The sequence below is a fragment of the Gluconacetobacter diazotrophicus PA1 5 genome (assembly GCF_000067045.1).
In the GTDB taxonomy this organism is placed as follows: Bacteria; Pseudomonadota; Alphaproteobacteria; order Acetobacterales; family Acetobacteraceae; genus Gluconacetobacter; species Gluconacetobacter diazotrophicus.
The window spans coordinates 3,227,913-3,250,578 of the sequence record NC_010125.1 but is presented as its reverse complement, the minus strand read 5'-3'; the positions used below and the strand labels follow the sequence as shown (position 1 = coordinate 3,250,578).

Below are 22,666 nucleotides of genomic sequence, written 5' to 3'. Positions count from 1 at the left end.
TGATCATACCGCACGCAACGCGGGGTCGCGCCAAAAGGTCGGATACTTATCGCGGCTGTGCCGAAAGCAGGCCCTCCACTTCCTCGCGGGTCGGGGCGGCGTCCGCCGCGCCCTTGCGCGTGGTGGCCAGCGCGCCGCAGGCGGCGGCGAAGCGCGTGGCCCGGGCCAGGTCCAGGCCCTGCGACAACGCTACGGCCAGCCCGCCATTGAAACAATCGCCCGCCGCCACGCTGTCGATGGCGGTGACGTGGAAAGGGGGAATGAATCCGTGGCCCGACTCGTCGGAATACAGCACGCCCCGCGCGCCCAGCTTGATGATGGCCCGGCGCAGCCCCTTTTGGTGCAGCCGGCCCGCGGCCTGGCGCGCGCTGTCGGGGTCGTGGGGGCGCAGTCCGGTCAGGCGTTCGGTCTCGGTTTCGTTGGGGGTCATCAGCGTGGCCAGACGGAACAATTCGTCGGGCAGGCCGGCATCGGGGACCGGGGCGGGGTCCAGGATCAGGGTCGCGCCGGCGGCGTCGACCCGGCGGGCGGCGGCCAGGATGGTGTCCATCGGGATCTCGCACTGCATCAGCACGATCGCGCCCGGCGTCAGCAGCGGCACCAGGCGTGCCACATCGTCGCCATCCATCGCCAGGTTGGCGCCCCCGGCGACGACGATGGTGTTTTCCCCCGCGCTGTCGGTGCAGATCATGGCCAGGCCGGTCGTGTCGCCGGGCGAGCGGAACAGGCCGTCCGGCCCGACGCCGCGCCGCCGCAGGGAGGTAGCGGCGTAGTCGGCGAACATGTCGTCGCCGGTCCGGCCCATCAGCAGGACCTCCGCCCCCAGGCGCGCGACCGCCACCGCCTGGTTGGCGCCCTTGCCCCCAAGCCCCAGGTCGGTGCCCTGTGCGTGTAAAGTTTCGCCTGGCGCGGGAAAGTGATGCAACCGGGCGACCATATCGATATTGATGCTACCGAATACAACCAGAGGGTGATTTTTACTTTTGGGTCGGGGCATGGATATCCGGCTTTCGTTAAATTTAGAAAAAGTCGTTGTATTAATTATTGAAATGCACTATAATTCTGCTGTGTTTCATCGTAAATTTTTGTTACGAATCGCTCCTGATATAATAAACGGAATGGAAAAAACGGTATGTCGGAAATTGAGCAGGATGCCCCCTTCCTGGAACTCACCGCCCAGATCGTATCAGCTCATGTCTCGAATAACACCGTCGTTGCTGATAGTGTTCCGGATCTGATCCGGCAGGTCTATCAGGCTCTGGCTTCGCTGGGGCAGGTCGCGCCGGAACCCGAGAAGCTGCAGCCCGCGGTGCCGATCAAGCGGTCGGTGTTTCCTGACTACATCGTCTGTCTTGAAGATGGGAAGAAACTGAAGATGCTGAAGCGGCATCTGCAGAGCGCCTATGGAATGACGCCGGAACAGTATCGTGAGCGTTGGGGCCTGCCGTCGGATTACCCGATGGTTGCGCCGAACTACGCCGAGCGCCGGTCGACCCTGGCGCGCGAGATCGGGCTGGGCCGCAAGATCACGGCGGTGGTCGAGGACTCCTCGAACGACGATTCCGCGGCCAAGCCGGCCCGGCGCGGACGCAAGGCCGCCGTGTCGTAACGATGGTGGGTTCTGGTATTGGGCTGGTCCGGGTGATGCCGCATGGCGACTGATCCCGACCTGACGGTCGACCGGCTGCGACTGCGGCGTCGGCTGGTATTCTGGCGGATCGCCGCCGTTGCCTCGTTCGTGCTGGCCCTGGTCGGCGTGGGCGGTCATTCGCTGATGCGCAGCGGCGGTTTCGCGTCGCGCGATCATCTGGTGCGCGTGCGCGTGGCGGGCATCATCGGATCGGACAATCGCAAGCTGATCGACCTGGTCGACAAGGCGGCGAAAACCGATTCGGTACGCGGCATGATCCTGGCCGTGGACAGCCCCGGCGGATCGGTCAGCGGGGGCGAGGCACTGCATGACGCGGTGGCCCGTTTCGCGGCCCGCAAGCCGGTGGCGGTGACGATGGGGGGCCTGGCCGCTTCGGCGGGGTACATGATTTCGGTGCCGGCGCAGCGCGTGTTCGCGGTCCAGTCCACCCTGACGGGGTCGATCGGCGTGATCATGGAAGCACCGGACGTGTCGGGCCTGCTGGACCGGGTGGGGGTCAAGGTCGATCAACTGGTCTCCGGCCCGATGAAGGGCCAGCCTTCGGGAACGCAGCCCCTGTCGCCGGAAGGGCGGCAGATGCTGCAGGGGGTGGTGGCGGACCTGTTCGACCAGTTCGTCACCATGGTGGCCGACGGGCGGCATATGCCGGTCGAACGGGTGCGGACCCTGGCCGACGGCCGGCCCTATACCGGCCGGCAGGCGCTGTCGCTGGGACTGATCGACCAGATCGGGGACGAGCGCGACGCCAAGGCGTGGCTGACCAGTACCCGGCACCTGAGCGGGACGATTCCGGTCGTGGACCTGAAAGTGACGACCGGGCAGGGCTGGATGCACCGGATCACGCGCAGCATGCTGGGCGTCGTTTTCGGTGACGAGTGGGCAGGAAGCGTGCTTTCGCAAGGCGTTGCGCTTGACGGGGCTGTTGCGATCTGGAAACCTTGAACACGATCTCGGGAGGGGAAGGATGACCAAATCGGAGCTGATCGCCGAACTGGCTGCGGCGAATCCGCACCTTCTCAGCCGCGACGTGGAATTGATCGTCCAGACGATCTTCAGCGAGATCAGCGCGGCGCTGGCCCGGGGGGACCGTGTGGAACTGCGCGGCTTCGGGGCCTTCACGGTCAAGAAGCGTGACGCCCGCACCGGACGCAATCCCCGCACCGGTGAAATGGTGGCGGTGGATGAAAAGGTCGTCCCCTTCTTCAAGGCCGGCAAGGAACTGCGCGAGCGCGTGAACAACGGCGCCCCCGCCGAGGACTGAGGGAACGAAGGACGGTCATTCCTTCGTGTTCCGGTTCGTCCTGCCGAATGTTCTTGATATGTTCCAATTGCTGCTGCTACGGGTTCTTCTCTATGGAAGAAGGCGGGCCATGAAGGGGCGCAGGATGCGGGACGTGATCTCGGGTCTTCTGGTAGTGTGTATGGCACTGGGTGCCGGCGGTCCGGCATGGGCGCGGGACGGGCAGCGCCATGCCCATCGTCGTACCGGTCTGGCGGCGCATCTCTGTGCGACGCATGACGCCGTCATCACGACCCCCGGGCACAGGTTGCGGGCGGTCGGGCGGCGTCGCTATTTCGCCCCGATCGGGCAGGCGATGTATTATCGCGATACCTCGCGCCGGTGCCAGTTGCGACGCACGGCGCATCGGCATAGCTGAGCGGGACGGCACGCCGGGGCAAAGCCCCGGCTTTTCGCCCCAAGCCGCTAAAGCGGTCGGTGGGCCCGGTCCGGTCCATCAGGCGGCGCCAGGTGGAGCGTGCCAGGGCCAGCAGCGGATTGGCCGGCGGGGGATTGGATCGTGCAGGCGCGGCCTTGGCCACGGTCCGGCGTTCGTCCTTCTGGTCCATCCAGCGATCCAGGCTGACGCCGGCCTTGGCGGCGCGGCGGGCCTCGTACGCCTGCTTGGCTGTTCCGTTGCCCTGTGTGCCTGTGCCGCCGCCGGCCATTGTCCGTTTTTCCTGTTGCATTCGAATGCTGCCTGGCTGGATGCGGACCTGTCAGTGACGGCCGTTGATTTCGGCCAGCAGGAAATCGCGGAAGACCGCGACGCGCTTCGATGTGCGCAGTTCCTCGGGATAGACGAAATAGGCATCGACCGTCGGGACCGTGACGTCCGACAGGATCTTGACCAGATGCGGGTGCAGGACCGCCGCATAGGCCGGGATCGACCCGATTCCGACGCCGGAGGCGATGGCCTCGGCCATGGCCGGCAGGCTGTTGACCTCGATCCGCGCGGGGCGCTTCTCGTCCGCCGGCACGCCGGCTTCGGCCAGCCAGTTGATGTGCGGCACCGGCGGATGATAGCCGCCGAACAGCACCAGCTTGTGGCTGGACAGGTCGTCCAGCGTCGCCGGGGTGCCGAATTCCTCCAGATAGCCGGGCGAGGCGTAGATCGGCAGCGGGAAGTCCGCCAGGTGGCGCTGGACCAGGTCGGGCTGGCGCGGCGGGTGCATCCGCACCGCGACATCGGCCTCGCGCATGCCCAGATCCAGGTCGTTGTCTTCCAGGATCAGGGTGATGCTGATGTCCGGATTGGCGTCCACGAAACGATGCAGGCGCGGCGTCAGCCAGCAGGTTCCGAAACCGGTCGTCGTGGTCACGCGCAGCCGTCCGGCGGCCTTTTCCTTGCTTTCGGTCAGCAGGGACTGGGTCATCGCCAGCTTGGAAAAGACCTCGCGCACCGTCTGGTTCAGGGTTTCGCCCTGTTCCGTCAGGATCAGTCCGCGCGCGTGTCGGTGGAACAGGGGAACCTGCAGCGCTTCTTCCAGCGCCGAAATCTGGCGGGAGACCGCCGACTGGCTAAGATTGAGTACGTCACCCGCGTGTGTGAAGGACCCTGCTTCGGCCACCGCATGGAAAATACGGAGTTTATCCCAGTCCAACGCTGCATTCCGATCCTGGCTGGAGAACCTGTCGTTACAATCTGGTTCTGGTGACGGAAATACCCGATCCGGTCAAGGATTTATGGTATTCAGTGCGACATTCCCGCCAGGTAACGTTCCGCCTCCAGCGCGGCCATGCAGCCGGTTCCCGCCGCGGTAACGGCCTGGCGGTAAATGCGGTCCTGCACGTCTCCGGCGGCGAAGACGCCCGGCACCGACGTGCGCGTGCCGCCCGGGTTGGTGACGATATATCCCTCGTCGTCGGTTTCGACCTGGTCCTTGAAAACCGCCGTGTTCGGGGCATGCCCGATCGCGACGAAAACGCCGTCGACCGCCAGGTGTTCGTTCGTGCCCGATGAAATATCGCGCAGATTCAGGCCCGTGACGACGGGCGGGGTGCCGGTGGCCACGATCTCGTCCACCACGCAATTCCATTTCACCGTGATCTTGGGGTGGGCGAACAGCCGGTCCTGCAGGATCTTTTCCGCGCGCAGGCTGTCGCGCCGGTGGATCAGGATCACATGTTCGGCATGATGGGTCAGGTACAGCGCTTCCTCGACCGCCGTGTTGCCGCCGCCGATGACGGCGACGGTCCGGCCGCGATAGAAGAATCCGTCACAGGTGGCGCAGGCCGAAACCCCGGACCCCTGGTATTGGGCCTCGCCGGGAATGCCCAGCCACTTGGCCTGTGCCCCGGTGGCGATGACGACCGAGCGGGCCAGGTAGACGTCACCGGAATCGCCGACCAGGCGGAACGGTTCGCCCGCCCCGCCGTGACCCTTCAGAGTGCATTCGGTGATGATGTCGTGGATGATCTGCGTACCCACATGCGCGGCTTGGGCCGCCATCTGTTCCATCAGTTCGGGGCCCTGGATGCCGCGGGCGAAGCCCGGGTAATTATACACGTCGGTGGTGATCATCAACTGTCCGCCCGGCTGCAGGCCGGCCACCAGGATGGGCTTCAGGTTGGCGCGCGCGGCATAGATCGCGGCGGTATAGCCGGCGGGGCCGGCGCCGATGACAAGAAGGTCGGTGGTATGGGTCTGGGTCATGGACTCGGGCGTCGATGTGATCACAATGCAGGGGATATGGCCGTCCAATGCGCTGGACACAAGGCGCGCGGGATCTGCTGCGCCCTTTTCGGCAACGGGCGCATGCCATATCCTGCGCGCCATCAGATTTGGGACGGAAATGACTGAAGTGATGGACCTGGATGCGATTGACCGTCGGATCGTAGCCGAACTCCAGGCGGATGGCCGCATGACGAACGTGGAACTGGCGCGCCGGGTCGGTATTTCCGCCCCGCCCTGCCTGCGGCGCGTGCGGCGGCTGGAGGAAGAAGGGCTGATCCGCGGCTACCACGCCGATACCGACGCCGCCCTGCTGGGCTGGACGATCACGCTGTTCGCCCTGATCGGGCTGGACAGCCAGAAGGAAGCCGTCCTGACCGCGTTCGAGACCCAGGTGGCCGAATGGCCCGAGGTCCGGGAGTGCCACATGATCCGGGGCGGCGGGGACTTCCTGGTCCGGCTGGTGGCGCGCGACGCCGCGCATGAAAACCAGTTGACCCGCCGCCTGACCGAAAGCCCGCATGTCAGCCGGGTCCAGACATTGCAGACCATCCGCACGGCGCTGAGCCGCGCCGGCGTGCCCGTGCAGCCCCCCGGCGCCGGCGGCATGGGCGTGGCAGGGACGGACATGTGAGCATCGTCCTGCCCCCCGTCGATGCACCGCCGGCCACCAAGGCGCGGCCCGACACGGTCCGGCTGGCGGCCGATATCAGCATCGTGGTCCCCTGCTACAACGAGCGCGCGAACGTGCGCCCCATGGTCGCCGCCCTGTCCGCCGCCCTGGCGGGGCGGGAGTGGGAGGTCATCTTCGTCGATGACAACTCGCCCGACGGCACGATCGACGAGGTCCGGTCGCTTGCGGAATGCGATGGCCGGGTGCGGGGCATCCTGCGCGTGGGTCGCCGTGGCCTGTCCTCGGCGGTGATCGAGGGCGTCCTGTCGTCCTCGGCGCGCGTGGTCGCCGTCATGGACGGCGACATGCAGCATGATGAGAGCTGCCTGGGCCGGCTGATCGACGCGGTGGTGCGCGACGGCTACGACATCGCCGTCGGCAGCCGCCATGTCGAAGGCGGCGACAATGCCGGCCTGGCCAATGGCTGGCGGAAATTCCTGTCGGATTCCGGCATCCGCATGGTGCAGATGATCCTGCCGGTGCGGCTGGGGGACCCGATGAGCGGGTTTTTCGCCATGCGGCGCGACCTGTTCGAACGCGCGGTGCCGCATCTGTCGGGGACGGGGTTCAAGATCCTGCTGGACGTGTTCCTGTCCGCCCCCCAGCGCCCGCGGGTGCTGGAGGTCCCGTTCGTCTTCCGCCCCCGCGCGGCGGGCGAGAGCAAGCTGGACGTCCTGGTCCTGATCCAGTTCCTGGCGATGCTGGGCGACAAGGTATGCCGCGGGTTCCTGCCGACCCGCTTCATCGCGTTTGCCCTGGTCGGCCTGGTGGGCATCCTGGTCAACCTGGTGGTGCTGGACGTTGCCCGCCGGTGCGGCGCCGATTTCGCGTCCGGGCAGGGGATCGGGACCGTGGCCGCCATGGTGGCCAATTTCTGGATGAACAATTCCCTGACCTACCGCGACTGCCGCCTGCGCGGCGGCCGGATGTGGCTGGGGCTGCTGCTGTTCCTGGCGATCTGCTCGGTGGGCGCACTCGCCGATATCGGCATCGCGCGCGCGGTCTTCAGCGAGGACGGCAAATGGAACCAGGCGGGGGCCGCGGGGGCCGCGATCGCCGTGGTGTGGAATACGCCGTGTCGTCGACGCTGATCTGGCGGGTGCGTTGACCGGCAGGGCCGGGTACGCCGATCGCAGTCTGCTGGTATGGGGCGGCGTTGCGCTGGGCCTGCTGACGGTGCTGCGCGGTATCGTGGCCGCCTGCACTCCGCCTTCGCCGGACGAGGCCTATTACTGGGTGTGGTCCCGCGCGCTCGCGCCCGGCTATCTGGACCATCCACCGATGGTCGCCCTGTGGATTCGCGGCGGGACCGCGCTGCTGGGCGATACGACGCTGGGCATTCGCCTGCCGGCGGCGCTTTCCGCCGGTGTGGGGACGCTGTTCCTGGCCGCCGCCGCGCGGGACCTGGGATGGGGGCCGGCGGCCGGACGGATGGTTCGGGCCGGAATCCTGCTGAATGCCACGCTGGCGCTGGGCATCGGCGCGGTGACGATGACGCCGGACACGCCCCTGCTGTTCTTCATCACCACGGCGCTGTGGGCGCTGGGGCGGCTGCACGTCACCGGTCGGGGTGGCTGGTGGCTGGTGCTGGGGCTGGCGCTGGGCCTGGCGTGCGACAGCAAATACACGGCGGTGCTGCCGGGGGCGGGGCTGGCGTTCTGGCTGCTGGGCAGCCGGTCCGGGCGGGTGTGGCTGCGCACGCCCTGGCCCTGGTGTGCCGCCATGCTGGCCCTGCTGCTGTTCCTGCCCGTCATCGGGTGGAACGCGGCGCATCACTGGGCCAGCTTTGTCCGACAGGGTGGCCGGGCGGGCGACTGGCGGCCGGCGCGGGCGGTGCAGTTCCTGGGGGAACTGGCGGGGGGGCAGGTCGGCCTGGCAACGCCGCTGGTGGCCCTGTTCTTCGCGGGCGGGTTGTGGCAGGCCCTGCGCCGCGCGTGGCGGGACGATGCGGCGGCGCTGCTGGCCTGCTGGACCGTGCCCGCCATCGTGGTGTTCGTGCAGCATGCGCTGGGCGACCGGGTGCAGGCCAACTGGCCGGTGCTGCTCTATCCCGGTCTTGCGATCGCGGCGGCTTCCCTGACCTGGCGCTTCTGGGGGCCGGCATCGGCGCTGGGCTTCGTGCTGACGCTGCTGGTCTATGTGCAGTCCACGCTGTCGCCCGTCGCGCTGTCGCCGCATCTGGACATCACCCTGCGCCAGATGGCTGGCTGGCAGGACCTGGCCCGTGCGGCGGACGGCATGGCCCCTTCCGGCGGCTTCATCGCCGCCGATGAATACGGACTGGCATCGGAACTGGCCCTGGCGCTGCCGCGCCGGCCGGTGATCGGGATCGAGCCGCGCTGGGCCCTGTTCGACCTGCCGCGTGCGGCCGGCGGCCAGCAGGGGATCTTCCTGTGCAGCGAACGACGCCTGCGCACCGTCGATCCCACCCCGTTCAGCCGGATGACGCGGATCGGCACGCTGGCGCGCGGGCGGGGCGCCCAAGTGGCCGAACGCTATGCGGTCTTTCGCGTGACGCTGGCGCCCGAAGCGCCGGCCTGGACGGCGCGCCTGCCCTCCGGGGCTGTATAAGGCCTGTCACCGCGACGCGGGCAGGGTATCCTTGATCCGGTCCAGCAGGGCGCGAATCCGGAACGGTTTTTCCAGGCCCTGGCCATATGCGAATGTCGCCAGGCGTGCCGGGTCGCCGCTGATGGCGATGATCGGCACCCCTGCATCCGCCAGGCGCCTGGCCAGGGGATCGGGCGACCCGTCGGGCAGGGTCAGGTCCAGGATGGCCAGGTCGAACGCGCCCCGGTCCAGTTCCCGCAGGGCGGATTGCACGTCGGCGCATGGGGTGACGCGCAGGCCGGACGCCTCCAGCGCCGTGCGGACCAGGTCGGCGATGGCGGATTCGTCCTCGACCAGCAGGACGTGGCGGGGGGACGTCATGGCGTGGAGCCCTGTGCGGGGACGGGCGGACGCCGCCGCAGGGGGGCGGCGGTGGGAACGGGCCACGGGGCGATGCCCCGGTCCGACAGGGCCAGCGTGCCCAGTTCCAGCAGGCCGGGGCTCATGCGTTCGGGGGCGTCGCGCACCTGGTCCAGCGTGAACCAGTCGACATCCAGCGCATCGTCGGCCGCGCGCACCGTATCCTGTCCCGAATCGGCGCAGCGCACGACGACGATGACGTAATGGAACCGCAGGGCACCGTCCGGGGCGTGGTCCAGCACGTCGAATGCCGTCAGCACGCCCTGCGCCCGGGCGATGAAGCCGGTTTCCTCGCGCAGTTCGCGCTCGGCGGCCTGCATGACGGTCTCGCCATGCTCGATGCGGCCGCCGGGAAAACCCCACAGGCCCTGGTCCGGCGGGTTGGCCCGCCGGATCAGCAGCAGGCGCCTGTCGCGTACGACGACCGCGAGGATCGCGGCCGAAACGGGGGAGGGGGAGTTCATGCGGCCATCATAGACGCATGACTCCCCCTCCGGCCACTCCGTGACGCCGTTGTGCGCCGGGCGGTTACGGGACGACCGGCAGCCAGATCGCCGTGGACTGGTCGCCGCCGCGATGGACCGACTGCGTCGCGGCGACGAAGTCATGCGGCGTGGCGCGCAGCACGTTGGGCACGAAGGTCTGCGGGTTGCGGTCATAGAGTGGGAACAGCGAGGACTGGATCTGCACCATGATCCGGTGCCCCGGCTGGAACACGTGGTTGACCGCCGGCAGCGTGAAGCGATAGCGCGCCACCTGGTTCGGCACCGTGGCCACCGAATGATCGAAGCCCTCGCGATAGCGGCCGCGGAAGATGTCCATCGACACCGCCAGCTCGTATCCGCCCATCTCCGGCCGGTCGCCGTTGGTGGCCGGCTGCACGTCGATCAGCTTCACCACCCAGTCCGAATCGGTGCCGCTGGTCGCCGCGAACAGATCCGCCACCGGCACGCCGCTGACGCGGACCGACTGCGTCAGGACCGGGGTTTCATAGGTCAGGACGTCCGGGCGGCTTTCCGCCTGGCGCTGGTCCTGCACCAGCCACGTCTTCCAGCGTGCGCCGTCGGTCGCGAAATTGAACGGGCGCTGCAGGAAGGGCACCGGATGCGCGGGATCGGACACATAGGAATCCTGCCCGTCCGCCGCCGGATGATCGAACGACAGGCCGTATCCCGCCTGCAGGAACAGCGGCTTCATCGGATGGGCGCAGCCCTTGCCATCGCAGGCCAGGGGCCAGCGCGGGAAGCGGTCCCAGTGGTTCTCGCCGGAATTGTAGATGATGGCTTCCGGCAGGTTCGCCGCCGGCGCGCCGGGGCGCAGGTACTGGTTGAAGAACGGCAGCAGCACGTCGCGCCGGAACTGGTGCGCGGTGTCGCCGTCCCAATGCAGCGGGCCCAGTTCCGATCCGTCATAATTGACCTGGCTGTGCCGCCACGGGCCCATGACCAGGATGTTCGGCACGCTGGGGCTGGTCTTCTTCAGCGCCTGCCAGGAATGGATCGCGCCCCACATGTCTTCCTGGTCCCACAGGCCCTGTTCCCACAGGGTGGGCACCGTCAGCGGGTGGCGGGTGATCAGCTTGTCCAGGGCCTGGTTCTGCCAGAAGGCATCGTAGTCCGGGTGGGCCAGCATGCGCTGCCACCACGGGAACTGGTCCAGACCGGCGGCGGTGGCGAACTGCCCGGCCGATCCGGCCCGCAGGAAGTTCGTGTAATCGTCGCGGTCCACGCGGGGAATCGGGTTGCCCTCGCCACGGACGGTCATCTGCTCGGTGAAATAATCCAGCCCGCCCTGGCGGAAGGCGCCGTAATGGTACCAGTCATCGCCCATCCAGCCGTCGACCATCGGGCTTTCCGGGGCCGCGACCTTCAGCGCCGGATGCGGGTTCAGCAGCGCCATGACCACGGTGAACCCCTCATAGGACGAGCCCAGCATGCCCACGCGGCCGTTCGATTCCGGCAGGTTCTTGACCAGCCAGTCGATCGTGTCCCACGCGTCGGTGACCTCGTCGGTGCGGGTGGGGTTCAGCGGCCCGCGCACCGGGCGCGTCATCACGTAATCGCCTTCCGACCCGTACTTGCCCCGAATGTCCTGGAAGACGCGGATATAGCCCGATTCGACGAACACATCGTCGCCCTGCGGCAGCAGCGCGCGCATGGACGGCGAATCCTCGACCCGGTTCAGCCGCTGCGACGCGTGATAGGGCGTGCGCGTCAGCAGGATCGGCGCGTCATGCGCGTTGCGGGGCACCACGATGACGGTGTGCAGCTTCACCCCGTCGCGCATCGGGATCATGACGTCGCGCTTGACGTAGTCGCGCCCGTCGGTCGGAAAGGTGACATGGGCGGGGATGTCGCTCCCGGTCTGGACGGTCAGCACCGAGGCACCCTGCTGCGTGGACGCGGGGGTGGCGGTCCGGGACGGCTTGGGGGCGGCGTGGCCCGGGTTGCCCAGGCCGATGGCACCGATGCTGCTGGCCAGGGTCAGGGCGGTCAGGAAGGTGATCGTCCCGCCCGGGCGACGACGTGTAGAAAGTGTCAAACCATACGCTCCTGCTGATCTCCGCCACAGCGGAGGACAAGGTGTTTCGTTGGCATGACCATGTCGCAACCGAACGGATCAGGCAACCGGGCCTCGCCGGACATGTCCGTGGTTTTAAGGGTGGCTCAGTGGCCCAGGAAATGGGCCATCCCATTGCTCTTGGGACGTGTCAGGGTCACGTGGGCGCGGCAGCGCGGGGTGCCGTACGTGCCGCTGATGGCGCTGCCGTCGGGCTTGCCCTCGAACACCAGGGGATAGGGTTTGCGGTTCATGTCGCTCAGGACCAGTTGGGCATGGAAACGCCCGGGAGTCGCGTCGCGCGTGCCGTGCAGGACCAGCGCGCCGTCACCGGGCGTGAAGGCGATGCGCTTCGTGCCGACCTGCAGGGTCGAGGGTGCGTTGGTTTCCGGACAGACGCCGCGATCGGCGACCAGCGTACCCGTCCAGATCCCGATCGGGTCCCTGGCCGCGTCGTCGGCCGCCCGCGCCGGGGCCACGGCCAGCAGCCCGGCCCCCGGCAGCATGGCCAGCAGCATGGCGCGGGCGAGGGGGGAGTGCAGGGCCGGTCGGAAGAGGGTCACATTCATGCTCCGTAACGCGGGGAACGGCCCCCAATATGGGCCCGGGCGGCGCGGCGGGCCATAGGGTCCCGGCCGGCGCGGTCTTGCGCTATACTCGGCATCGACGCATATCCCGCGCTTGCATGGCCCGCCCGGCCCGTGCAGCACGCCCCGTGACCGTAATGCCGCGACCGAAAGAACGATGATGAGCGATAAAGTGAAGAGTGCCGGACCCGCCCAGACCGCCCCCCAGGACGTCGCCGCCCTGGAAGGTGCCCTGCATCAGGACCGGGTCCTGATCCTGGATTTCGGCAGCCAGGTCACGCAGCTGATCGCCCGTCGCGTGCGCGAAAGCGGCGTGTATTGCGAAATCTGGCCGTTTTCGACGGACGAGGCCAAAATTCGCGCCTTCGCCCCGCGCGGCATCATCCTGTCCGGCGGTCCGGCCAGCGTGCTGGACGAGAAGGCGCCGCGCATCCCCGACGTGGTGTTCGCGCTCGGCGTGCCGGTGCTGGGCATCTGCTACGGGCAGCAGGCGCTGTGTCATCAGTTGGGCGGCGCGGTGGAAACGCATGAACATCGCGAATTCGGGCGGGCGCATATCGACATCATCGAGGATTGCGCCCTGTTCCGCGGCACCTGGGCGCGTGGCGGGCGTGAACAGGTGTGGATGAGCCACGGCGACCGGGTCACGAAGCTGCCGCCCGGATTTCGCTCGGTCGCGGTCAGCGAGGGCGCGCCCTTCGCCATCATCGCGGACGAGGGGCGGCGCCTGTACGGCGTGCAGTTCCATCCCGAGGTGGTGCATACGCCCCATGGGGCGGCGCTGCTGCGCAACTTCACCCATGACGTGGTGGGCTGCCGGGGCATCTGGACCATGGCCGGCTTCCGCGACATGGAAATCGCCCGCATCCGCGAACAGGTCGGTTCGGGCCACGTGATCTGCGGCCTGTCGGGCGGTGTCGATTCCTCGGTCGCCGCAGTGCTGATTCACGAGGCGATCGGCGACCAGTTGACCTGCATCTTCGTCGATCCGGGCATCCTGCGTGCCGGAGAGGCCGAGGAGGTGGTCAAGACCTTCCGCGGCCGCTTCAACATCAAGCTGGTCCATCGCGATGCGTCGGACCTGTTCCTGTCGGCCCTGGAGGGCGTCACGGACCCGGAAATCAAGCGCAAGACGATCGGCCGCCTGTTCGTCGAGGTGTTCGAGGAACAGGCCGCGAAGCTGGGCGGCGCGGACTTCCTGGCCCAGGGCACGCTGTATCCGGACGTGATCGAAAGCGTCAGCTTCACCGGCGGCCCGTCGGTGACGATCAAGTCGCATCACAATGTCGGCGGCCTGCCCGATCGGATGAAGATGCAGTTGGTCGAGCCGCTGCGCGAACTGTTCAAGGACGAGGTCCGCGAACTGGGGCGTGAACTGGGCATCCCCGAGGCCATAGTCGGCCGCCACCCGTTCCCCGGCCCGGGCCTGGCCATCCGCATCCCGGGCGCGGTGGATCGCGACAAGCTGGCGCTGCTGCGCCGGGTGGACACGATCTTCCTGGAGGAAATCCGCGGTGCCGGCCTGTATGACGCGATCTGGCAGGCCTTCGCGGTGCTGCTGCCGGTCCGCACCGTCGGCGTGATGGGCGATGGCCGCACCTACGACTATGCCTGCGCGCTGCGCGCCGTCACCAGCACCGACGGCATGACGGCCGACGTCTTTCCCTTCGACATCGGCTTCCTGAACCGCGTCGCCAGCCGCATCGTCAACGAGGTCCAGGGCGTGAACCGCGTGACCTACGACATCACCTCGAAGCCGCCTGGCACGATCGAGTGGGAGTGAACTAGGGTGGTTTCAGACCATCCCGCGCCGTGTCTGACATCGCGCGAACTCTCTGACTGACAAGGATTATTTTTCCCACCCCGTATCACTGCATGTCACCTCAACCCGGTCACTTTGTTGGTACCGATGTTGGTATGGCGCATGATGGTCGAGAAACGGGCTTCCGGTACCACCAACCCTTCTGATGGTATCCGGCGCCCCCTTGATCGGATGCGGATTTATGGGCGATCTCACTGATAAAGAGCTGAAAAATCTGAAGCCGAGGGCCAAGCTCTACAAGATTACCGATCGCGATGGGATGTACGCGGCCGTCACGCCGACCGGCGTCGTATCGTTCCGGTATCAGTACCGAGTGAGCGGACGGCAGGAAGTGTTGACCATCGGCCGCTACAGCGCCGAGGCGGCACGCAGGTTGTCGCGGGCGCCCGACGCTTTGGAATACGGAATGGAGGTGTCGCTTGCGGAGGCCAGGGCATTGCTAGTGCGCGCCCGGCGTCAGGTCGAGCGAGGCGAGTCGCCGTCTAAAGCCAAGGTGGAGAAGCGCACGGCATTAGCCGAGGCGGTGACGTTCGGCGGGTGGGTGGAAGCTTACTTCAAGCACAAAGGCGATCCCAAGTCCGGGGCTGAAAGGCTCGCCGACAGCACCCTGGCGATGCGCCGATCCGTCTATTGTTAATTTCTGCTGAGATTTGACCCTGGGTTTTCATCGAGAACTGACCCGGCCTTTGGTTATCTCTGCTATGTTTTATGGGCTGGTCAAGCGGTTGCCTTTTCCTTCCGGTTCCTGGGGGCGGCGGAGCTTGCGCGGAACCGGTAGCTGTCATTTCCGGTTTCGAGGATATGACAGTGGTGGGTAAGGCGATCGAGCAGGGCTGTCGTCATTTTGGGATCACCGAAGACTTCGCCCCATTCGCTGAAGCTCAGATTGGTGGTGATGATGACGCTGGTGCGCTCGTAGAGACGGCTGAGGAGATGGAACAGCAGGGCACCGCCTGATGCGCTGAACGGCAAATAGCCAAGTTCGTCCAGGATCACGAGATCGAGGCGCAGGAGACGTTCCGCGATCTGTCCTGCGCGATTGGCGGTTTTTTCCTGTTCGAGGGCGTTGACGAGGTCGACCGTGGACCAGAACCGTATCTTCTTGCGGTGATGTTCGATCGCCTGCACGGCAAGTGCGGTGGCCAGATGGGTCTTGCCGGTTCCTGGTCCACCAATGAGGACGACGTTGTCGGCACGGTCGATGAAATCCCCGGCATGGAGTTGACGGACCATGGCCTCGTTGACCTCGGCGGCCGAGAAATCGAACCCTGCCAAATCTTTGTAGGCCGGGAACCTGGCAGTCTTGGTTTGATAGGCGATGGAGCGCACCTTTCGCTCGGCGAGTTCCGCCTTCAAAAGCTGGGAGAGGACGGGGATGGCGGCCTCGAATGCCGGCGCACCCTGTTCGGTCAGTTCGGCCGTGGCCTGGGCCATGCCATACATCCGCAGGCCGCGCAGCATGACGACGAGGGCACCGGCCGCGGGATCATGACGCATGACGGGCCTCCCCGCGCAGGGCGTCATACCGTCCGGTATCGGCCTGAGGCTCGCGTTCGAGCACCAATGCCTGCGGCGCGTCGAGCCTGGGTGCTCCTGTTTTCTTGGCGTCCGTCAGACGATGCAACGTATTGAGGACGTGTGTCTTGGTGGCTACTCCCTCCTCGAGCGCGAGTTCAACCGCGCAAAGCACGGCCTGCTCATCATGCTGCAGCACCAGGGCGAGGATCTCGACCATTTCCCGGTCGCCGCCCGTGCGCCGGAGGAGGTGCGTCTGCAGCGTCCGGAACGCCTCGGGCAATTCAGAGAAGGGTGCGCCATTGCGCAAGGCCCCGGGTTTGCGCTGGAGCACCGCCAAGTAATGCCGCCAGTCATAGATCGTGCGACCGGGCACGCCGTGGGACCGCTCGACGATCCGGGGATGTTCGCATAGGATCCGCCCCTCGGCCGCGATCACCAACCGGTCGGGATAGACGCGCAGGCTGACCGGCCGATTGGCAAAAGAGGCGGGCACACTGTAGCGGTTGCTTTCGAACTGCACGAGGCAAGTCGGCGAAACCCGTTTGGTATGTTCGACGAACCCGTCGAACGGGCGCCCTGGAACCATCAGGTGAGGCACTTCCGCCGCATGGGCCTCGGCGAGGCTGCCGGGCAATTCGACATGCCTCAAGATAGTCCAACGTTCCCGGCAACGCGCCTCGAGCCAGACGTTCAGGGAGGCCAGATCAGGAAAATGCGGCATCTCCTGCCAGATCTGCCGCCGGGCGTCCTGGACGGTCTTCTCGATTTGACCTTTCTCCCAACCCGCTGCCGGATTGCAGAACTCCGCCTCGAACAGATAATGGCTCACCAGGGCCGAAAAACGCAGATTGATCTGGCGGACCTTGCCGGGCCCAACCCGGTCCACGGCGGTTTCCATATTGTCAAAAATACCTCGACGCGCAACCCCGCCCAAAACGCGAAAGGCTTCCGTCAGCGCGTCGAACAGCATCTCGTGTGTCTGGAGCGGATACGCCCGCAGAATGAAGGCCCGGCTGTAGGACAGCTTGGTGTGGGCGACCTGCAGCTTGACGCGCCGCCCTCCGATCACCGCCCAGTCCTCTCCCCAGTCGAACTGGAAGGCCTCTCCGGGTTGAAAGCGCAGCGGAACGAACACGCCGCGTCCCGTCGTCTGCCGCGCCCTTTGCTGTTCCGCCTTCCAGTTCCGGATAAAGGCCGCAACCCGTCCATACGATCCGTCATAACCCAGCGCTACAAGGTCCGCATGCAGGCGCCGCCCCGTGCGGCGCTGCTTGCGCGACTTTGACGTCTCCAGAGCAAGCCAGGTCGCCAGTTTCTCCGCAAACGGGTCCAGCCGGCTCGGGCGCCCGGCAACCTTGAACTGCGGCTCAACCGTCTCCGCCCGGAGATACTTGCGGATCGTGTTGCGCGACAATCGCGTCCGACGCTCAATCTCGCGGATCGGTACATGATCCCGGTAATGCCACCGCCGGATCACACTCAACAATTCCATGCTGATCACTCCTTTAACCCCCGGACAGTTGCTCCGGGGAAGTGTCAGACACGGGTCAATTCTCAATGAAAATTTCCGCCCCTACAGGGTCAGTTCTCGCTGGAAATCAACAATATTCCTGATGATGGAATCTATTTTCTCCAGTTCCCTGTCATCCGGGGACAGGGTCAGGCCCGCGCTGCATAACGTCCGGTAAGAGCACTGGGCCAGGTCGAGCAACAGGCCGATGATGGCGGGAATGCGCGCGGCATCGTCCATCGTGCCGAGCCCGGCCAGGCGCGCGCCAAGGGCAGCGACCCCCGGGCCGAGGAATTCGACCCCACGTCCTGACGCCGCGAGAAGCCCGTGCAGAACGTCAAGTTCCGGACAAAGCGTCATCAGGCCCGTGAACCAGGACTTGTTGACCTGAAGAACGATATTGCGGTCCGGTACGCTTTCGCCGGGTGTTACGTCGCTGAACCAGCCGTGCGGCACGTTCGGCCCGATCAGCACGAGGTTTCCCGGCGCGAAAAAGCCGAAATAATCGCCAACCATATACTGGCCGCACCCCTTGGTGATCAGGTGCAGTTCATATTCGGGGTGATAGTTCCACCGCGCGCAGGGCGCCGGATAATCATGCGTATGCCAGACGAAGCTGTTGCGCGGTTCGGGACGCACGACTTCAAAGACGGGTGTCGCGGCGCGCGCCTTCCGGGCGGAATGAGTGCCGTGGACCATTCTTCCGTTCTTCTCCCTGGAGCGGGGGACGTGTTTCGTTGGCGGCCCTACGCCATGCGGATCTGCAACTTGACGTCCCCGGGCCGGGCGGACGCCGCCCGTTCGAATGCCTCGACCGCATCCGCGAAGTTGTAGGTTCCCGAGATCAGCGGCTTGAGATCGACCTTGCCGGAAGCAATCAGCGCGATCGCCCGGTCGTAGACATTGGCGTAGCGGAATACGGTCTCGATCGTAATTTCCTTGGCCTGGGCGGCAACGATATCGAACGACACCTTGTCGACCGGCATGCCCACCAGCACCAGCGTGCCGCCGGGCCGCACGACGGCCAGCGCATCGTCATAGACGCGCGGGCTGCCGCTGGCCTCGAACACCACGTCCGCGCCCCAGCCCTCGCCGCATTCCGCCCGCACGGCGTCGCGCAGCGAATCCCGCGCGACATCGACCGGGATGATGCCGGCATACCGGCCCGCGATGTCCAGCTTCGGCGCGGCGATGTCCGACACGATGACCTTGCCCGCGCCCGCGCCGAGGGCCGCCAGCGCCACCATGATTCCGATCGGCCCGCATCCGGTCACCACACAGGTATCGCCAGGCTTGATCTTCGCCTTCACGGCCGCCTGCACGCCGATCGCAAACGGTTCGACCATGGCGCCTTCGGCAAAGCTGACGGTGTCCGGCAGGCGATAGGTGAAGGCGGCGGGATGCACCACCAGAGGGGTGAGGCAGCCATGCACCGGCGGCGTCGCCCAGAACGAGACGGCGGGATCGACATTGTAGATGCCGAGCTTCGATGCGCGCGAGGTGGGATCGGGGATACCCGGTTCCATGCAGACCCGGTCGCCGACTTTCAGGTTCGTGACGGCCGTGCCGAGCTCGACCACGGTGCCCGATGCCTCGTGGCCCAGCACCATCGGTTTCTCGACCACGAAGTGGCCGATCCGGCCATGGGTATAATAATGCACGTCGCTGCCGCAGATGCCGACAGTGTCGATTTTCACTCTGACGTCGCGGGGACCCAGCGTCTGGGGAATGTCGATGTCGCGCAAGGACAGGACGTCCTTGCGTTCGAGGACGAGGGCAACGGGCATTTTTTCCTCCCGCGGCCTCTCGATGGATCTATCGGGGCCGCTTGTCGTTCGTTGCCCGGATTCTATGACGGGCCCCCGCGGGGGCGTCTAGGTCGTTTTCCTCTGGCCGCTGATACTCTTTTGCGCGCTCCTGAAGTCGTGATCCGGACCGGATATGCCGTCCGGATCGCTGGTGGGGGCTTCAGCCTTGCCGCCACGTGCTGACGGCGGCCAGTCCGGTCTTCAGCAGTTCATCGGCCCGTTCGGGGCTGTCGGCTTCGACGTAGACGCGCAGTTCCGGTGCATTGCCAGAAGGGCGGAGGTGGATGATCTCGCCATTGGCGAAAATCATCCGCAGGCCGTCGGTCTTGTCCACGTGATGGAGGGGGCCGCATGCTTCGGTGAAGCCCAGCGCCGCCGCGCCGCCTTCGGGGTCCTCGCCGAGTTTCGCTATCTGCGCCTGGCTCTGCGCCGTCGGCATTTCGACCAGGCGGTCGCTGAGGGTGAAGCGCGGGGGCAGGGTGGCGACCAGGGCATCGAGATCGCGGCCCTGCTCGCGGGCGGCGACCAGCGCGCAGATCATGGGCAGGACGGAATCGCGCGTCGGCAGGGCGGCAAGCGTACGGCCGTAGCGCGTCACGTCGCTGGCCAGCAGGAACCCGCCATTGGCTTCGTAGCCCACCGAGGGCACGAGCCCGGCCTCGGCGGCCTCGGTCATCGCGGCCACGACGAAGGGGGAACCGATACGGGTGCGGCGGACCTCTTTCGCGAAGCCGGACAGTTCCAGCGCCGTGTTGCTGCTGACGGGCGTGGTCACGGCGGCCGCGTTCAGGAAGCGTGCGGCCAGGATGCCCAGCACGTCGCCGCGCAGCCAGTTCCCGGCGCGGTCGGCCAGCAGCGGCCGGTCGGAATCGCCATCGGTGGTCAGGATGGCGTCCAGCGTGCCGGCGGCGGCCCAGTCGCGGGCCAGGGCGGCATCCTCGGGGCGCACGGCCTCGGTATCGACGGGGATGAAACTGTCCATCCGCCCCAGCGGCACGGCCTTGCCGCCCAGCGCCTCGACGATGTCCACCAGCACGTCGCGGCCGACGGCGGAATGCTGGTACACGCCCAGCGTCAGGCCCGACAGGGCGTCCGGGCCGAAGAAATCGCGGTAGCGGGCGACGAAGGGGGGAACCACGTCGGTGATCGCGGGCAGGTCGGCGGCAATCGCGAGCGCGCCGTCGGCATCGAACCAGCCTTCGGGCAGTTCGACATCCTGTTCCCGCATCGCGGCCTCGTCGGTCTTGAGGAATTCGCCATGCGCGCGGTTGAACTTGATGCCGTTGCGGTCGGCCGGGATATGGCTGCCCGTGACCATCAGCGAGGGAATGCCGCGCGCAAAGGCATGCACGCACAGCGCGGGCGTGGGAACGAAGCCGCAGAATACCGGCTCGCCCCGCATGGAGCGGATCGCGGCGACGCAGGCGCGGACGATGCGGGGCGTGCTGGGACGCAGGTCGCCCGCGACGGCGACCGGGGTGCCGGGGGAAAATTCGCCCAGGGTCGCCAGATGCTTCAGATAACCCACGGTGTAGGCGAAGCAGACCGCATCCGTCATGGCGGTGACGAGGCCGCGCGCGCCGCTGGTGCCGAACGCGACGCCCGACTGCGTCATCCACTGGGCTATTTTCATGAGGTCTTTCCCGCCGTTGCGACGCCGTTCGAACGGGCGTCCGTTCCGTTTTTCGTGCGCTAAATCAGCAGGACTTCCATCCCGGGCGCAAGCGTGAACTGACCGGCGACCGAGACTTTTCCACAGCCAGGACGGCAGGAGAACCAAGGTGGGGTTGGGTCGTTTAGGGGGATCCGCACAGGGGATGGGGCAGGTGGGTCATGAATGCCAGCCGAAACGCCGCCGGACCGTTCGAGGCGGTCGATGCCGTCACGGTGGAAGCGGGCTATGCGACCGGGCTGCTTGGCATCCCGCCGGAGGCGCATGGCCTGGTCCTGTTCGCCCATGGCAGCGGCAGCGGGCGGTTCAGCCCGCGCAACACCATGGTGGCCCAGGCCCTGCAGCGCGTGGGCCTGGCGACGCTGCTGCTGGACCTTTTGCGGGACGGCGAGGCACGGGACCGTAGGAACGTCTTCGACATCACCCTGCTGGCCAAGCGGCTGCGCGGGGCGACGCACTGGGTCCAGCGGGCGCCCCATCTGGCGGCGTTGCCGGTCTGCTATTTCGGGGCCATTACCGGGGCCGGGGCCGCGTTGCTGGCGGCATCGGCCGACGATGCGCGCATTACCGCCATCGTCTCGCGCGGTGGCCGGCCCGACCTGGCGGGGGCCACGGCGCTGGCGCGGGTCCGTGCCCCGACATTGCTGGTCGTCGGCAGCCGGGATACGGCCGTCATCGCCCTGAACCGGGCGGCGATGCGGGCGATGACCTGCGAATGCGACATGGTGATCGTCCCGGGCGCGACCCATCTGTTCGAGGAGGAGGTAACGCTGGAGCAGGTCGCGAACCATGCGGTGGGGTGGTTCCTGTCCCATCTGCGCGCGCCCCTCTAGCCAGTGGCCTGTCCCGCCGTCCCGCACATAATCCCCCCTTGTTCGTTTCGATTCCGATGTTACCGTCACGGCGCAACGGGAGGGGCGGGAATGCGCGGATCGAGGGTTCTGTCGGGCGGGATAGCGGCGGCCATGGTGATGACGGCGGCGTCGGTGGTCATGCGGCCGGTGACGGCGCGCGCCGATACCGTGCCCGTGATGGTCATTCACGGGGGCGCGGGCGTCATCAAGGCCGACATGTCGCCCGAGCGGCGGAAGATCGTCCTGGCGGCGCTGGCCCACGCCCTGGACGCGGGATATGCCGCCCTGAAGGCGGGCAAGCCGGCCCCGGATGCGGTGGTGGCGGCCATTCACGTGCTGGAGGACGATCCGAACTTCAATGCCGGCAAGGGGGCGGTCTTCACCCATGACGGCCATAACGAAATGGATGCGGCCATCATGGACGGCGCGACCCTGCGGGCCGGCGCGATCGCGGGCGTACAGCACGTGCGCAACCCGATTTCCCTGGCGCGGGCGGTCATGGACCATTCGCCGCACGTCCTGCTGATCGGCGCGGGGGCCGAGGCGTTTGCCAGGACGCAGGGGATCGCATTGGTGGATACGTCCTATTTCTGGACCCAGCGCCGCTGGGACCAGCTTCAGCGCGCGTTGAAGGAGGATGCGGCCCATGCCCAGCACGCGGACGAAACCACGGACCGTCATTTCGGCACGGTGGGCGCCGTTGCGCTGGACAAGGCGGGGCATCTGGCCGCCGGGACGTCGACGGGCGGCATGACCGACAAATTATGGGGCCGGGTCGGGGATTCGCCGCTGATCGGCGCGGGCACATACGCGAATGCGGGCTGTGCCATGTCCGGGACCGGGTGGGGAGAATTCTATATCCGCACCGTGGCGGCGCACGAGATCTGCATGCGCGTGACGGCGATGCATGATTCGCTGGCCCATGCGGCCGACGACGTCATCAACCACGAAATTCCGGCGCTGGGTGGAAACGGCGGCGCCATCCTGGTCGATTCGGCCGGCGATACCGACGGGATGTATCGCGCCTGGGTCGGTCGCGACGGCGTGCCGCACGCCGCGATCTTCCAGTAGGGCAGACTTCCAGTAGGG

Annotated in this window: 22 protein-coding genes and 1 pseudogene; 11 read left to right on the top strand and 12 right to left on the bottom strand. The window is 66.8% G+C overall.

Annotation, left to right across the window (positions count from 1 at the left end; translation table 11 throughout):
• Positions 1-46: 46 nt before the first annotated feature.
• Entirely contained in the window at positions 47-997 is a 951-nt protein-coding gene (gene rbsK / locus GDI_RS14985) for a ribokinase (RefSeq protein ID WP_012227548.1), read from the bottom strand.
• Positions 998-1,132: 135 nt separating this feature from the next.
• On the opposite strand from rbsK, the gene GDI_RS14980 reads away from it, so the two are divergent.
• Genes GDI_RS14980 through GDI_RS19310 form a run of 4 tightly spaced genes read left to right on the top strand, consistent with a single transcriptional unit; the run spans position 1,133 to position 3,309 of the window.
• A complete protein-coding gene (locus tag GDI_RS14980) occupies positions 1,133-1,609 on the top strand; it encodes a MucR family transcriptional regulator (protein WP_012227543.1) in 477 nt (158 codons plus the stop codon).
• 42 nt (positions 1,610-1,651) lie between these two features.
• Positions 1,652-2,593, top strand: a complete 942-nt coding sequence (sppA, locus tag GDI_RS14975) for a signal peptide peptidase SppA (RefSeq protein WP_012227542.1) — start codon at positions 1,652-1,654, stop codon at positions 2,591-2,593.
• A gap of 22 nt (positions 2,594-2,615) precedes the next feature.
• Positions 2,616-2,912 (top strand): integration host factor subunit beta, encoded by a 297-nt coding sequence (gene ihfB / locus GDI_RS14970; RefSeq protein WP_012227540.1) that lies wholly within the window; start codon positions 2,616-2,618, stop codon positions 2,910-2,912.
• Between the two features lie 25 nt (positions 2,913-2,937).
• A complete protein-coding gene (locus GDI_RS19310; protein WP_012227538.1) occupies positions 2,938-3,309 on the top strand; it encodes a hypothetical protein in 372 nt (123 codons plus the stop codon).
• Positions 3,310-3,649: 340 nt separating this feature from the next.
• On the opposite strand, the gene GDI_RS14960 is transcribed toward GDI_RS19310, so the two are convergent.
• Both GDI_RS14960 and trxB read right to left on the bottom strand, forming a co-directional pair.
• Positions 3,650-4,534 (bottom strand): LysR family transcriptional regulator, encoded by an 885-nt coding sequence (locus tag GDI_RS14960; RefSeq protein ID WP_012227534.1) that lies wholly within the window; start codon positions 4,532-4,534, stop codon positions 3,650-3,652.
• 89 nt (positions 4,535-4,623) lie between these two features.
• On the bottom strand, positions 4,624-5,586 hold the full coding sequence (trxB, locus tag GDI_RS14955) for a thioredoxin-disulfide reductase (RefSeq protein ID WP_041249518.1): 963 nt from the start codon (positions 5,584-5,586) through the stop codon (positions 4,624-4,626).
• A gap of 139 nt (positions 5,587-5,725) precedes the next feature.
• Here trxB and GDI_RS14950 point away from each other — a divergent pair, with 139 nt between their 5' ends.
• From GDI_RS14950 to GDI_RS14940, 3 genes and pseudogenes are all read left to right on the top strand, one after another.
• The gene (locus GDI_RS14950; protein WP_012227530.1) at positions 5,726-6,238 is read left to right on the top strand and encodes an Lrp/AsnC family transcriptional regulator; all 513 of its coding nucleotides are present in this window, start codon (positions 5,726-5,728) and stop codon (positions 6,236-6,238) included.
• Positions 6,235-7,385: pseudogene (locus GDI_RS14945) on the top strand (glycosyltransferase). Before GDI_RS14950 ends, GDI_RS14945 begins: the two are co-directional and overlap by 4 nt.
• On the top strand, positions 7,382-8,848 hold the full coding sequence (locus GDI_RS14940; RefSeq protein ID WP_012227516.1) for a glycosyltransferase family 39 protein: 1,467 nt from the start codon (positions 7,382-7,384) through the stop codon (positions 8,846-8,848). The pseudogene GDI_RS14945 and the gene GDI_RS14940 overlap by 4 nt, the downstream one beginning before the upstream one ends.
• 6 nt (positions 8,849-8,854) lie before the next feature.
• Here the strand turns inward: GDI_RS14940 and GDI_RS14935 are convergent, their stop codons facing one another.
• From GDI_RS14935 to GDI_RS14920, 4 genes are all read right to left on the bottom strand, one after another.
• Positions 8,855-9,208: a response regulator gene (locus GDI_RS14935; RefSeq protein ID WP_012227515.1), complete on the bottom strand. Its 354-nt coding sequence runs from the start codon at positions 9,206-9,208 to the stop codon at positions 8,855-8,857.
• The gene (locus tag GDI_RS14930) at positions 9,205-9,711 is read right to left on the bottom strand and encodes an NUDIX hydrolase (RefSeq protein ID WP_012227514.1); all 507 of its coding nucleotides are present in this window, start codon (positions 9,709-9,711) and stop codon (positions 9,205-9,207) included. The genes GDI_RS14935 and GDI_RS14930 overlap by 4 nt, the downstream gene beginning before the upstream one ends.
• Before the next feature lie 64 nt (positions 9,712-9,775).
• On the bottom strand, positions 9,776-11,788 hold the full coding sequence (locus GDI_RS14925; RefSeq protein WP_012227513.1) for a CocE/NonD family hydrolase: 2,013 nt from the start codon (positions 11,786-11,788) through the stop codon (positions 9,776-9,778).
• Positions 11,789-11,913: 125 nt separating this feature from the next.
• Entirely contained in the window at positions 11,914-12,375 is a 462-nt protein-coding gene (locus tag GDI_RS14920; protein ID WP_157871063.1) for a hypothetical protein, read from the bottom strand.
• A gap of 178 nt (positions 12,376-12,553) precedes the next feature.
• Here GDI_RS14920 and guaA point away from each other — a divergent pair, with 178 nt between their 5' ends.
• Together guaA and GDI_RS14910 are read left to right on the top strand one after the other, a co-directional pair.
• A complete protein-coding gene (guaA, locus tag GDI_RS14915; RefSeq protein ID WP_408735218.1) occupies positions 12,554-14,176 on the top strand; it encodes a glutamine-hydrolyzing GMP synthase in 1,623 nt (540 codons plus the stop codon).
• 220 nt (positions 14,177-14,396) lie between these two features.
• Positions 14,397-14,852 carry an Arm DNA-binding domain-containing protein gene (locus GDI_RS14910; protein WP_012227508.1) on the top strand — a complete coding sequence of 152 codons (456 nt, stop codon included), beginning with the start codon at positions 14,397-14,399 and terminating at the stop codon, positions 14,850-14,852.
• 80 nt (positions 14,853-14,932) lie between these two features.
• Here the strand turns inward: GDI_RS14910 and istB are convergent, their stop codons facing one another.
• The 5 genes from istB to GDI_RS14885 form a co-directional block, all read right to left on the bottom strand.
• Positions 14,933-15,712 (bottom strand): IS21-like element ISGdi17 family helper ATPase IstB, encoded by a 780-nt coding sequence (gene istB, locus GDI_RS14905; protein WP_012227506.1) that lies wholly within the window; start codon positions 15,710-15,712, stop codon positions 14,933-14,935.
• Positions 15,702-17,225: an IS21-like element ISGdi17 family transposase gene (gene istA, locus GDI_RS14900; protein WP_012227504.1), complete on the bottom strand. Its 1,524-nt coding sequence runs from the start codon at positions 17,223-17,225 to the stop codon at positions 15,702-15,704. Before istA ends, istB begins: the two co-directional genes overlap by 11 nt.
• A gap of 81 nt (positions 17,226-17,306) precedes the next feature.
• On the bottom strand, positions 17,307-17,942 hold the full coding sequence (locus GDI_RS14895) for a cupin domain-containing protein (RefSeq protein WP_012227502.1): 636 nt from the start codon (positions 17,940-17,942) through the stop codon (positions 17,307-17,309).
• A 47-nt stretch (positions 17,943-17,989) separates the two neighbouring features.
• Positions 17,990-19,030, bottom strand: a complete 1,041-nt coding sequence (locus GDI_RS14890) for an NAD(P)-dependent alcohol dehydrogenase (RefSeq protein ID WP_012227500.1) — start codon at positions 19,028-19,030, stop codon at positions 17,990-17,992.
• A gap of 181 nt (positions 19,031-19,211) precedes the next feature.
• Positions 19,212-20,666 (bottom strand): phosphomannomutase, encoded by a 1,455-nt coding sequence (locus GDI_RS14885; RefSeq protein WP_173363420.1) that lies wholly within the window; start codon positions 20,664-20,666, stop codon positions 19,212-19,214.
• 218 nt (positions 20,667-20,884) lie between these two features.
• On the opposite strand from GDI_RS14885, the gene GDI_RS14880 reads away from it, so the two are divergent.
• Together GDI_RS14880 and GDI_RS14875 are read left to right on the top strand one after the other, a co-directional pair.
• On the top strand, positions 20,885-21,556 hold the full coding sequence (locus GDI_RS14880) for a dienelactone hydrolase family protein (protein ID WP_012227496.1): 672 nt from the start codon (positions 20,885-20,887) through the stop codon (positions 21,554-21,556).
• Between the two features lie 90 nt (positions 21,557-21,646).
• Positions 21,647-22,648 (top strand): isoaspartyl peptidase/L-asparaginase family protein, encoded by a 1,002-nt coding sequence (locus GDI_RS14875; RefSeq protein ID WP_197535939.1) that lies wholly within the window; start codon positions 21,647-21,649, stop codon positions 22,646-22,648.
• Positions 22,649-22,666: the final 18 nt, after the last annotated feature.

Excerpts from the sequence above, each read along its gene's own strand:
- rbsK (WP_012227548.1), bottom strand. The coding sequence starts at position 997 with ATGCCCCGACCCAAAAGTAAAAATCACCCTCTGGTTGTATTCGGTAGC.
- GDI_RS14980 (WP_012227543.1), top strand. The coding sequence starts at position 1,133 with ATGTCGGAAATTGAGCAGGATGCCCCCTTCCTGGAACTCACCGCCCAG.
- sppA (WP_012227542.1), top strand. The coding sequence starts at position 1,652 with ATGGCGACTGATCCCGACCTGACGGTCGACCGGCTGCGACTGCGGCGT.
- ihfB (WP_012227540.1), top strand. The coding sequence starts at position 2,616 with ATGACCAAATCGGAGCTGATCGCCGAACTGGCTGCGGCGAATCCGCAC.
- trxB (WP_041249518.1), bottom strand. The coding sequence starts at position 5,586 with ATGACCCAGACCCATACCACCGACCTTCTTGTCATCGGCGCCGGCCCC.
- GDI_RS14950 (WP_012227530.1), top strand. The coding sequence starts at position 5,726 with ATGACTGAAGTGATGGACCTGGATGCGATTGACCGTCGGATCGTAGCC.
- GDI_RS14935 (WP_012227515.1), bottom strand. The coding sequence starts at position 9,208 with ATGACGTCCCCCCGCCACGTCCTGCTGGTCGAGGACGAATCCGCCATC.
- GDI_RS14930 (WP_012227514.1), bottom strand. The coding sequence starts at position 9,711 with ATGAACTCCCCCTCCCCCGTTTCGGCCGCGATCCTCGCGGTCGTCGTA.
- GDI_RS14920 (WP_157871063.1), bottom strand. The coding sequence starts at position 12,375 with ATGAATGTGACCCTCTTCCGACCGGCCCTGCACTCCCCCCTCGCCCGC.
- guaA (WP_408735218.1), top strand. The coding sequence starts at position 12,554 with ATGAGCGATAAAGTGAAGAGTGCCGGACCCGCCCAGACCGCCCCCCAG.
- GDI_RS14910 (WP_012227508.1), top strand. The coding sequence starts at position 14,397 with ATGGGCGATCTCACTGATAAAGAGCTGAAAAATCTGAAGCCGAGGGCC.
- istB (WP_012227506.1), bottom strand. The coding sequence starts at position 15,712 with ATGCGTCATGATCCCGCGGCCGGTGCCCTCGTCGTCATGCTGCGCGGC.
- istA (WP_012227504.1), bottom strand. The coding sequence starts at position 17,225 with ATGGAATTGTTGAGTGTGATCCGGCGGTGGCATTACCGGGATCATGTA.
- GDI_RS14895 (WP_012227502.1), bottom strand. The coding sequence starts at position 17,942 with ATGGTCCACGGCACTCATTCCGCCCGGAAGGCGCGCGCCGCGACACCC.
- GDI_RS14890 (WP_012227500.1), bottom strand. The coding sequence starts at position 19,030 with ATGCCCGTTGCCCTCGTCCTCGAACGCAAGGACGTCCTGTCCTTGCGC.
- GDI_RS14885 (WP_173363420.1), bottom strand. The coding sequence starts at position 20,666 with ATGACGCAGTCGGGCGTCGCGTTCGGCACCAGCGGCGCGCGCGGCCTC.
- GDI_RS14880 (WP_012227496.1), top strand. The coding sequence starts at position 20,885 with ATGAATGCCAGCCGAAACGCCGCCGGACCGTTCGAGGCGGTCGATGCC.
- GDI_RS14875 (WP_197535939.1), top strand. The coding sequence starts at position 21,647 with ATGCGCGGATCGAGGGTTCTGTCGGGCGGGATAGCGGCGGCCATGGTG.